Below are 8016 nucleotides of genomic sequence, written 5' to 3' on the forward strand. Positions count from 1 at the left end.
TATTGCGTGAAAATAGGCTATTTAAATTTCATAGTCAAAAAAAATAATTCAATGATTGTTTATAATCCAAAAGATTGGTCCAAAACTATTTCCTACTTATTCAACAGTAAAATTTTTAGAAGACTACTACCCTATCTTATTATCTCAGTTTTTGTTTCCTGGGCATTAGCATATTATGAACTGGAATACTTGAAATTATCAGATAAAAGTTGGATGCGCAATATTACGACAGTACATAACCTATTGGGCTTTGTACTTTCATTAATCTTAGTTTTTAGAACAAACACCGCTTATGACCGTTGGTGGGAGGCAAGAAAGCAATGGGGTGCGCTGACCAACTCGAGCAGGATTCTTGCAATCAAGCTCAATGCATTTTTGTCTCCATCTGATAAAGTAAATAGAAGTTTTTATAAAAAATCAATTCCCCTATTTGCTGACACTTTATATACCTACTTGCGTTCTGATTATAGCAAGTTTATGCTTGATCAAAATGAGCATCCAGAACTCGAGGATTTGGATGATAAAAAACATGGTCCTAATCAGGTTGCAGCTTTGATTTATAAGAAAACCAACATTCTTTATGGGGAAGGAAAGATTACAGGAGATCAATTTATTATTTTGAATAAGGAGTTGACTTCTTTGACAGAAATAACGGGAGCATGCGAAAGGATCAAGAATACCCCAATACCATTGGGATACAGTTCATTTATAAAAACATTTATAGTCCTTTATACAGCAACCCTTCCAATAGGATTGGTATTTTCTATGGGTTACTTCGTCGTGGCAGCTGTACCATTTATTTTTTATGTTTTAGCAACCTTAGAAATGATTGGAGAATCCATTGAGGATCCATTTGGTGTTGATTCTGATGATCTACCAATCGATAAAATAGCCTCAAATATTAAAAAACATACGAATGAAGTATTGTTGAGTTAGAAATAAAAAAGCCGGTTAAACCGGCTTTTCTTTTAGTTTCTAATATTTATATAACCATATTGATAATCTTACCTTTTACAAAGATTATCTTCTTGACAGGTTTTCCATCCAAGAATTTCTGTACATCAGGATTAGCTTTCAAAATTTCTTCGACTGCAGATTGATCCAGGTCTAATGCTAATGGTAAATTCATTTTCATTTTCCCGTTAATAGATACAGGATAAGCAAATTCACTTTCTACTAGGTATTCCGGGTTAAATAAAGGATATTCAGCATAAGAAATAGATCCTTCTTCATTTCCTAATAATGACCATAATTCTTCCGTGATATGCGGTGCATAAGGTTCTAATACAATTAGAAGATCTTGTAAGATTTTTCTTTTATTTGATTTCAAATCTGTTAATTCATTCACACAAATCATAAATGCTGAAACTGAAGTATTAAAAGAAAATCTTTCAACATCTTCTTCTACTTTTTTGATAATTTTGTGCAATGCTTTATACTCAGCTTTGCTTGGTTCTTCTTCAGACACAGAAAAGTTTCCTTCAGCATCATGGAATAGTCGCCATACCTTACGTAAGAATTTATATACACCTTCGATACCATTTGTATTCCAAGGCTTTGCCTGTTCAAGTGGACCTAAGAACATCTCGTAAAGTCTCAAAGTATCTGCGCCGTATTGTTCAATAATATCATCGGGATTAACGACATTGAATTTTGATTTGGACATTTTTTCCACTTCTGTACCACAGATGTATTTGCCATTTTCAAGAATAAATTCAGCATCACTATAATCAGGACGAGATTGTTTGAACTTCTCTAGGTCAAGAATATCATTATGAACAATATTAACATCCACATGTAATGGGTTGACTTTATAATTATTCTTTAAACCATAAGAAACAAATTTATTAGTCCCCTTTCCTTCCTCATCTAATATACGATACACAAAATTGGATCTACCTTGGATCATTCCTTGGTTAATCAATTTCTTAAATGGCTCTTCTTCATTATGATAACCTAAGTCTTTTAAGAACTTGTTCCAGAAGCGGGAGTAAAGCAAGTGACCTGTAGCATGCTCAGAACCACCAATATATAAATCCACTGCTTTCCAATAATCCACAGCTTCTTTCGAAGCGAAGGTAGCTTGATTTTTTGGATCCATATAGCGGAACCAATACCATGAAGAACCAGCCCATCCAGGCATTGTACTTAATTCATATTCATATTGATCCTGATATTTCCATCCCTCAGCACGACCCAAAGGAGGTTCACCTGTTTCAGTAGGTAAGTATTTATCCACCTCTGGCAATAGTAGTGGTAATTCTTCTTCTTTGATCAAATAAGGCAATCCGTCCTTAAAATATACAGGAACCGGTTCACCCCAATAGCGTTGTCTACCGAAGATGGCATCGCGCATACGGAAGTTAATCTTTGCTTTACCAAGTTTTAAGGACTCTAATTTTTCTATCAACGCAGGAACTGCTTCCTGATAATTCATTCCATTAATAAAGTCGGAGTTGATATATTTACCATCTTTATTTGAGTCAGCAGCTTCAGAAATATCTTGGGAGTCTGAGATAGGAATGATAGGTAGATTAAAGTGTTTTGCAAATAAGTAATCTCTTTGATCACCAGAAGGAACAGCCATTACAGCGCCAGTTCCGTATCCTGCTAAAACATAATCAGCGATCCAAATCTGCACATCTTCACCTGTTAAAGGGTGTTTAGCATAAGATCCGGTAAAAGCCCCTGAAACAGTTTTAGTATCAGCCAAACGATCTAATTCAGATTTTTTGGAAGTTTTGTCTATATAAGCTTCAATTTCAGCCTTCTGACTTTCAGTAGTTAAATTTGAAACTAACTCATGCTCTGGAGCAAGAACTATAAAACTAACTCCATATATGGTATCAACACGAGTTGTAAATACTTCGATGTTATCACTAAGTTGAGGAATAGGAAATTTCACACTCGCACCAACAGATTTTCCAATCCAATTCCTTTGCATTTCTACAAGAGGTTCAGGCCAATCAATGGTTTCTAATCCGCGCAATAGTCGATCAGCATAAGCAGTGATTCGCATGGACCATTGCATCATTTTCTTTTGTTCCACTGGATATCCACCACGTTCAGATACACCATTGATGACCTCATCATTAGCTAATACCGTTCCTAGTGCAGGGCACCAGTTTACTGTACTTTCTCTAAGATAAGCTAATCTATATTTTAAAAGTTCCTTTTGCTTTTCTACTTCAGAGAAATTATTCCATTGATCTACTGTAAAAGAAAGGATTTCTTCATCAGATTCAGCATTTATACCTTCAGAGCCTGAAGTTTCAAATTTCGAGATTAAGGTATCAATAGATTCGGCTTTGTCAGCTTGTTTGTTATACCAAGCATCAAAAAGCTTCATAAAGATCCATTGCGTCCAACGGTAATATTCTGGTTCTGAAGTACGCACTTCTCTTGACCAATCGTATGAAAAGCCGATGTTATCAAGCTGTTCTCTATATCTATTTATATTGGCTTCAGTAGTAATGGCAGGATGTTGTCCGGTTTGGATTGCATATTGTTCGGCAGGTAAACCAAAAGAATCATATCCCATTGGGTGTAGGACATTAAATCCTTTCAGTCTTTTATACCGTGAGAAAATATCAGAAGCAATATAGCCTAGCGGATGACCAACATGAAGACCAGCACCGGAAGGATAAGGAAACATGTCCAAAACATAAAATTTTGGTTTTACAGTTGATTCTGAAGTTTTGAATGTCTGATGATCAGCCCAAAACTTTTGCCATTTTTGCTCGATAGATTGATGGTTATACTCCATTATTCATTATAAAAGTATGGTACAAAGAATTGCGAAATTAGCGATTTTAGGGTAAATTCGGTATAAAAGTTTTTTATTCTATACAATAAATTCAGAAATTCGTTGTTAGAAAATTAGTATTGGGAAAAAATAAATACTTACTTTCGCAAGAATAAACACAGATTCAAATATATGTCAGTGATCGAACAGGGTTCGCCAAGGAAAAAAACGAAATCAGTATACGTATCTACAGTAATCAGTATTGCACTGGTTTTATTGATGACAGGTCTTTTGGGCTTGATTCTAGTCCATGCAAAAAATTTATCTCGTTATGTAAAGGAGAATATCGTACTCAATGTTATTGTAAACGATAATGTTAGTGAAGGGGATGTTCTTTCACTTCAGAAGGATTTGGAAAAGGATCCTTATGTATTACGTTCAGAATATGTGAGTAAAGAGCTTGCAGCAAAAAATCTGAGAGAAGATTTAGGAGAAGATTTTGTTGAATACTTAGGTAGAAACCCACTTCTTCCATCTATTGATATTTATATGAAGGAGCAATATGCAAATAGTGATTCTATCCAAACATTTATCAATAAAATTGGAAAGAATAGCCGTATAAAAGAGGTTGTTTATCAAGAATCATTGATTGATATGGTCAATAAAAATATTCGGGTGATCAGTATTGTTATTTTAGCTTTTACAGTTGTTCTATTAATTATTGCAGTAGCCTTAATTAATAATACCATTCGACTAGCGATTTATTCACAGCGATTCTTGATTAAGAGTATGCAATTGATTGGTGCAACGAAGGGATTTATACGTAAGCCATATATACTTTATGGAATAGCCCATGGATTAATTGGTGCTTTGATAGCAATTTTATTATTAATTCTAACGCTACAATTTGCGCAAAAACAAGTTCCAGAATTGGTGTTTTTACGCGACTGGTTTGAATTTGCGATGATATTTGCGATTGTACTTGGGTTAGGAATATTAATTTCAAGTGCGAGCACCTATTTTGCTGTTACTAAATATTTACGAGCTAAATCAGCAAGTTTATACAGATAGATCAAACCATTGTTAATTAATTAAAAAATGAGTCAGACTAAAAATGTTAAAGGTTCAGCCAACAGTACAAATGCTGGATTTGTATTTAAAAAGATAAACTATCAATTATTTATATTGAGTATTGTTTTTGTTGCCATAGGTTTTATTTTAATGATGGGCACCGAAGATATTTATAGTTTCACTAAAATAACTTTAGCTCCAATTGTTGTTGTGGCAGGTTTTGCTTTGGGATTCGTTGCAATATTATACAAACCTAAAAACAAAACCAATTAATAAGAATGAGTTATTTAGAGGCGATTATCTTAGCCATTGTAGAAGGCTTAACAGAATATCTTCCTATTTCCTCCACTGCTCACATGGGCTTCACAGCTGCATTGATGGGTATGGAAGAAAGTGAGTATCTAAAGATGTTCCAAGTTTCAATCCAGTTTGGTGCAATTTTGTCAATTGTAGTTTTATATTGGAAGAAATTCTTCGATTTTAAAAATCTAAAATTTTATTATAAACTAGCAATCGCAGTCATTCCAGCATTGGTTTTAGGAAAATTATTAGATGATAAAATTGAAGCGGTGTTGGGAAATCAAATTGCGATTTCGACCGTTCTTGTATTGGGAGGTGTTGTATTATTATTTGTTGATAAATGGTTTAAGAATCCAAAAATCACAGATGAGAAAGAGATTCCGATTAAAAAAGCATTTATTATTGGTTTTTGGCAATGTTTAGCTATGATGCCGGGGACATCTCGTTCAGCTGCTTCAATTATTGGAGGTTTGACACAAGGTTTAGACCGTAAAGCAGCAGCGGAGTTTTCTTTCTTTCTTGCTGTTCCAACGATGTTGGCTGTAACTGTCTATTCAATTTTTGTAAAAACATGGGGAGAAGGTACTGCACATGCACAAAAGGGATATGAGATGATTATGGCAAGTAACGAGACTATCCTAGTTTTTATAATAGGTAATATTGTTGCATTTATAGTGGCTATGATTGCTGTAAAATCATTCATTAGTGTTTTAACGAAATATGGATTCAAATTTTGGGGTTGGTATCGAATTGTGATTGGTATTGCCTTATTGATATTTTTCTATACACAAGGATAATAGGAACCCTTTAAAGGAATAGAATTTAGGAAGGACCAGAAATGGTCCTTTTTCTTTTTTACCTTAGAAATAAGGCAAAATTTCTTTTCTCTATAATATATGAACTACTCTCTTAAATTAAATATATAATTCCTATTTTTGCAGAAAATTCAGCCAGGTATATGTTTCTACGCATAATTAAATTAGGAAACATATTAAAGAAACTTTAAGAATTAATGAGCAGCAATATAGAAGGACAAGCTAAGCCAAAATTTGCTTTTGCAGAGGGAGAAGTACTATTGATAGACAAACCCCTGACTTGGACTAGTTTTGATGTGGTAGGTAAATTACGCAATAGCATAAAACCTTTAAAAGTAAAGGTTGGTCATGCTGGTACTTTGGATCCCTTGGCAACTGGGCTTCTGATTGTGTGCACAGGAAAGATGACTAAGCAAATTGATGGGTTCCAAGCTGAAGATAAAGAATACACAGGGACAATAACTTTAGGTGCTACCACAGCATCTTATGATTTAGAAACCGAAATTGACCAAACTTTCGACATTTCAAATATTTCAGAGGAAGATATCATTAGAGTAGCTGCAGGATTTGTAGGTGTTCAGGATCAATATCCTCCAGCGCATTCTGCTATAAAAATTGGTGGGGAGCGAGTTTATGAGAAAGCACGCCGTGGAGAAGAAGTGGAACTGAAAGCTCGTAAGGTTGAAATTATGGAATTTGAGGTTTTAAAGATCGAGCTGCCTATAATCCATTTTAGAATCAAGTGTAGTAAAGGAACATATATTCGCTCTATTGCACATGATTTTGGGCGAGCATTAAACAATGGTGGACATCTGTCCTCTTTAAGAAGGACAAAATCCGGTGATTTTAATGTAAAGGATGCATGGGATTTAACGGAATTAATAAATCAAGTTAGAGAATTGAAGAGTCAATCGATTTAAAAAATTCAACAATTAAAAAACTCAAAATGAAAATATACAGGAATCTGGATGAATTCAAAGCACTAGATTATGCTATCGTTACGATAGGTACATTTGATGGTGTACATGTTGGTCATCAGAAAATCTTGAATAAGCTAACAGAGTTGGCTAAAGATAATACCGGAGGGACTGTATTACTTACATTCTTCCCACACCCAAGATTAATCATCAATCCTGATGATGATTCTCTCCGTTTAATTAATGATATTGAGGAAAAAGTTGAACGATTAGCCCTTGCCGGAATTGACCATTTAATTATTACACCTTTTACAAGAGATTTCTCAAATCAGTCACCAGAGGAGTATATTTCAGAGGTCTTAGTCAATAAAATTGGCTGTAAAAAGATAGTAATTGGGTATGATCATCATTTTGGAAAAGACAGAAAAGGAACAATTAAAGACCTTATACACTATTCTGAGATTTTTGATTATTCAGTAGCCCAAATCCCGGAACAAGACATTGAAGATGTTGCAGTTTCTTCTACTAGGGTGCGTGAATCACTTATAAAAGGAGATATAATTACAGCAAATAAATATTTGGGTTATCCATTCGAACTGACAGGAACCGTTATTAAAGGAGATCAGATAGGGAGAGAAATAGGATTTCCAACAGCTAATTTACATATTCATGAATCGCATAAATTAATCCCTGCATATGGCATTTATGCTGTTGAAGTTGAGATTTTCCCACGAACTACAGAAATTGTAACTGGAGATTATTTTGAACCAGAGCCTGAACGCATTGCTAAAGGAATGTGTTATATAGGAACCCGACCTACAGTAGATGGAATGAATAGAAAAATTGAGGTCAATTTGCTAGATTTTAATGATGATCTATATACTAAAACAATTCGTGTAAAGTTTTTAGAGTTCATCCGTCATGATCAATGGTTTGAAAGCCTTGAATTGATGCAGGAACAAATTAAAAAAGATGAATCTGCAATAAGAGCATATTTTGAAGGTAAATAGAATATAAAAATAAACGAAATAAAAAAAGTTAGGTAACTCCTAGTCATGGTCGGAAGATTTTCTTCCGACTTTTTTGTTTTTTATATGTGCAAAAATAATTTTATAATTATTTGATAATCAAATAATTAACTTGTTTTTATCGTTTAAATTTTGTATTT

At 34.0% G+C, this 8016-nt stretch carries 7 protein-coding genes; 6 read left to right on the plus strand and 1 reads right to left on the minus strand.

What is annotated here, in order from left to right; all coding sequences use genetic code 11:
• Nucleotides 1-51 precede the first annotated feature (51 nt).
• Nucleotides 52-936: a bestrophin family protein gene (locus tag E0Y80_RS14420; RefSeq protein ID WP_156308376.1), complete on the plus strand. Its 885-nt coding sequence runs from the start codon at nucleotides 52-54 to the stop codon at nucleotides 934-936.
• Nucleotides 937-982: 46 nt separating this feature from the next.
• Here the strand turns inward: E0Y80_RS14420 and leuS are convergent, their stop codons facing one another.
• A complete protein-coding gene (leuS, locus tag E0Y80_RS14425; protein ID WP_156308377.1) occupies nucleotides 983-3766 on the minus strand; it encodes a leucine--tRNA ligase in 2784 nt (927 codons plus the stop codon).
• 171 nt (nucleotides 3767-3937) lie between these two features.
• Here leuS and E0Y80_RS14430 point away from each other — a divergent pair, with 171 nt between their 5' ends.
• The 5 genes from E0Y80_RS14430 to E0Y80_RS14450 all read left to right on the plus strand — a co-directional run bounded on the left by E0Y80_RS14430 (nucleotide 3938) and on the right by E0Y80_RS14450 (nucleotide 7858).
• Nucleotides 3938-4816, plus strand: a complete 879-nt coding sequence (locus E0Y80_RS14430) for a cell division protein FtsX (protein WP_156308378.1) — start codon at nucleotides 3938-3940, stop codon at nucleotides 4814-4816.
• Nucleotides 4817-4843: 27 nt separating this feature from the next.
• Nucleotides 4844-5089 (plus strand): DUF3098 domain-containing protein, encoded by a 246-nt coding sequence (locus tag E0Y80_RS14435; RefSeq protein ID WP_156308379.1) that lies wholly within the window; start codon nucleotides 4844-4846, stop codon nucleotides 5087-5089.
• Nucleotides 5090-5094: 5 nt separating this feature from the next.
• A complete protein-coding gene (locus E0Y80_RS14440; RefSeq protein ID WP_156308380.1) occupies nucleotides 5095-5913 on the plus strand; it encodes an undecaprenyl-diphosphate phosphatase in 819 nt (272 codons plus the stop codon).
• 215 nt (nucleotides 5914-6128) lie between these two features.
• The gene (truB, locus tag E0Y80_RS14445) at nucleotides 6129-6851 is read left to right on the plus strand and encodes a tRNA pseudouridine(55) synthase TruB (RefSeq protein ID WP_156308381.1); all 723 of its coding nucleotides are present in this window, start codon (nucleotides 6129-6131) and stop codon (nucleotides 6849-6851) included.
• A 26-nt stretch (nucleotides 6852-6877) separates the two neighbouring features.
• Entirely contained in the window at nucleotides 6878-7858 is a 981-nt protein-coding gene (locus tag E0Y80_RS14450; protein WP_156308382.1) for a bifunctional riboflavin kinase/FAD synthetase, read from the plus strand.
• Nucleotides 7859-8016 lie beyond the last annotated feature (158 nt).

Source organism: Sphingobacterium endophyticum (assembly GCF_009733535.1).
Taxonomy (GTDB): Bacteria; Bacteroidota; Bacteroidia; order Sphingobacteriales; family Sphingobacteriaceae; genus Sphingobacterium; species Sphingobacterium endophyticum.

Coding starts and splice junctions, on each gene's coding strand:
- E0Y80_RS14450 (WP_156308382.1), top strand. CDS start 6,878: ATGAAAATATACAGGAATCTGGATGAATTCAAAGCACTAGATTATGCT.
- truB (WP_156308381.1), top strand. CDS start 6,129: ATGAGCAGCAATATAGAAGGACAAGCTAAGCCAAAATTTGCTTTTGCA.
- E0Y80_RS14435 (WP_156308379.1), top strand. CDS start 4,844: ATGAGTCAGACTAAAAATGTTAAAGGTTCAGCCAACAGTACAAATGCT.
- E0Y80_RS14420 (WP_156308376.1), top strand. CDS start 52: ATGATTGTTTATAATCCAAAAGATTGGTCCAAAACTATTTCCTACTTA.
- leuS (WP_156308377.1), bottom strand. CDS start 3,766: ATGGAGTATAACCATCAATCTATCGAGCAAAAATGGCAAAAGTTTTGG.
- E0Y80_RS14430 (WP_156308378.1), top strand. CDS start 3,938: ATGTCAGTGATCGAACAGGGTTCGCCAAGGAAAAAAACGAAATCAGTA.
- E0Y80_RS14440 (WP_156308380.1), top strand. CDS start 5,095: ATGAGTTATTTAGAGGCGATTATCTTAGCCATTGTAGAAGGCTTAACA.